The following is a 2,382-nucleotide window of genomic DNA, read 5'->3' as shown; positions in this document are numbered from 1 at the left end:
TATTTTCATTCTCAAGCCCTTTACCCGTGTCGTCAATTGTCAATCACTTGGTTACTTTCCCCTATTATTCATTTTAGTAAATTAATATATCGTCCTTTTAGGGAGGTCGGGGGCAATTAAATAATCTCTAATTCCGGGATCAAATTCAACTTTCATTACTTTATCTGAATTTAGAATACTCACAATTGTTTCCAATCCTGGCCTAATGGGGCCCAAAAAATGGATATCCTCTTTTTTTTGTATAAGAAGAACAGGGATTATATCAAGGTCAATCTCACTGACTAACTCTGGATATTCATCAATATCAATCCAAATAAAACAGTCATCAATAAACTTTTCAGAGAGTAGCGTAAAAGTATCTTTCCATGATTCACAATTATTACACCAAGATGCACAAAAGCTTATTACTAATTTTTTTCCAAAAGCTGATTGATAGCGAATATTATCTTTATTTAAATCTGGATAATTAATCATATCAACTCCTTATTTTTAATTCGATTAAAAAAACAAAAATCATTATATTTATTTTCTTTATTCATATGACATAAATGCCAATTTGCTATATGCCTTTCAAGCTGATAACCCTTTTTAATAATCTTTTCACAATGTTGAATAGATACTGGTTTACCAAGAATAATTTTTCCTTTTAAGTTCAATAACTTTATGGTTTCTTTAACCTTTTTAATATTAATATTATTAACACCTGAAGAAAGGAAACGAACTCGACTATCCACAGCTAATTCAACTTTTTCAGGAGAAGAGTATGTTAATTCAGGCGAATTGACATCAATACCTGTAAGAATACAAATTCCCTTATAAGCCAGCCTCGATAATTCGGGATTATCTAGATAATTGATAAGATCAGGAAGATATTCTGCATGACATGAATGAGTATAATAAATAATATTCAAATATTCAGGATACAAACTCGGAGGTGCTATTATTTTATTATTATTGGACGATATACATCCCATTAAACGGACTAAGCTTTCTATTTTTTGAGAATGAATTAAGCTTTGATTTCCTTTAGGTTTATTCTCTTCCAAATATAATGGTAAAAGTTGAGATAACGCAATATAATTATATTCATTATCATTTGAAAGCCAACACATCGCATCTATGGCAGCATATTTTACAGCGATATCTGTCGAGCTATTTACTAACATTCTAATATTTTCGGAAAAGCTTATTAGCTTCATTTTTTTTACATAATAACATAATGCGATTTTAATTTCTTTTGAGGGAAGATTTAAATAATATAATAATTTATCATGATGGATTAGCTCCTGATGATGTGCTTTTATTTTTAATAAAGCGACAATGAATATGTCAGGCTCTCGTTCTTTCAGCAGCGCTAATTGTGTAGTTCTAGCGTTTATCTCAACACGGAGCAGTGCCTCCAACGAACCAATAACAGCATTAAATCCTAGTTCTTTTATCATCAACCAAAAACTATCAAACTCTTTTTCACTATCTAACTCATTAAAAAGTAAAGTATAGATAAAAGCTTCCTCATGTCCTTTCCAACGTAATAGTGCGATTCGAGCTTCATCTAAACCTTTTTCTTTTGCATAACATAAGCCATCAATATTAGCATTTAATAATGCATTAAAATAATTAAATTTATCCACATTAATTAATGACGAATAACGACTTTCATACAAAGTCTTATAATAAAAGATTGCATTGTTCAGATGCTGTCTAATTATCGGGGGTGGGGTTGGAAACATAATTGTTGACATAATTTATCCACTCAATAATCCTATTATTTATAAGGCCTTACTATCTTATGCCAAGCGGTTCCATCATACAGATCAACATTATAATCATCAGCTACAACTAAAATCCCATCGCGGACATCCATATGACCTGAGGCGATAACATTTTTATCACCATCCTTGGGACGGACCATTTCTTTACCATTCCAACACTGTAAACGGTAGTCATCACATGCCCATACTTTATCTTCAAACCAGCGTAACTGATTCAGTAAAATAGTCGAACTGCCGTGATAAAGTTTTTCCCATTGATATTCACGCCCACACCATAAACTGCCCCCTTCACCGCCAATATACACATAACCATCAGGGGCGCATAAAACTGCACTTAATTGCTCATTAGAGGGAAAACCACAGGGGATCCAGATTTCGCCATTATAATGCCAAACATCGCCTTCACCGCCAACGGCATACATATCCTGCTCAGAAAAACCATCGAGATCAGTGAACCCCATATCTGTATTGGTTTCTCCTCCTGGTATCCCATGTTGAATTCTCTGCCATTTCCCAATATCCACACGTTTATAAATTTTGCGTGCAGAGCCAACATAATAAGCATATCCACCAACACATTTGATATTTTTAGGGTTTGCATAGTCACCAT

2 protein-coding genes and 1 pseudogene are annotated in these 2,382 nt (G+C 33.2%); all 3 read right to left on the bottom strand.

The annotated features are described in order from the left end of the window. Positions 1-81: 81 nt before the first annotated feature. The gene (locus tag HMPREF0693_RS07650; protein WP_004244639.1) at positions 82-474 is read right to left on the bottom strand and encodes a thioredoxin family protein; all 393 of its coding nucleotides are present in this window, start codon (positions 472-474) and stop codon (positions 82-84) included. Beyond that, positions 471-1,742: a hypothetical protein gene (locus HMPREF0693_RS07645; RefSeq protein ID WP_036932279.1), complete on the bottom strand. Its 1,272-nt coding sequence runs from the start codon at positions 1,740-1,742 to the stop codon at positions 471-473. The genes HMPREF0693_RS07650 and HMPREF0693_RS07645 overlap by 4 nt, the downstream gene beginning before the upstream one ends. A 23-nt stretch (positions 1,743-1,765) precedes the next feature. Next, positions 1,766-2,382, bottom strand: a pseudogene (locus HMPREF0693_RS07640) (hypothetical protein); the annotation flags it as partial.

The organism is Proteus mirabilis ATCC 29906 (assembly GCF_000160755.1).
Taxonomy (GTDB): Bacteria; Pseudomonadota; Gammaproteobacteria; order Enterobacterales; family Enterobacteriaceae; genus Proteus; species Proteus mirabilis.
This window is presented reverse-complemented; position numbering and strand designations above follow the sequence as displayed.

Coding starts and splice junctions, on each gene's coding strand:
- HMPREF0693_RS07650 (WP_004244639.1), bottom strand. CDS start 474: ATGATTAATTATCCAGATTTAAATAAAGATAATATTCGCTATCAATCA.
- HMPREF0693_RS07645 (WP_036932279.1), bottom strand. CDS start 1,742: ATGTCAACAATTATGTTTCCAACCCCACCCCCGATAATTAGACAGCAT.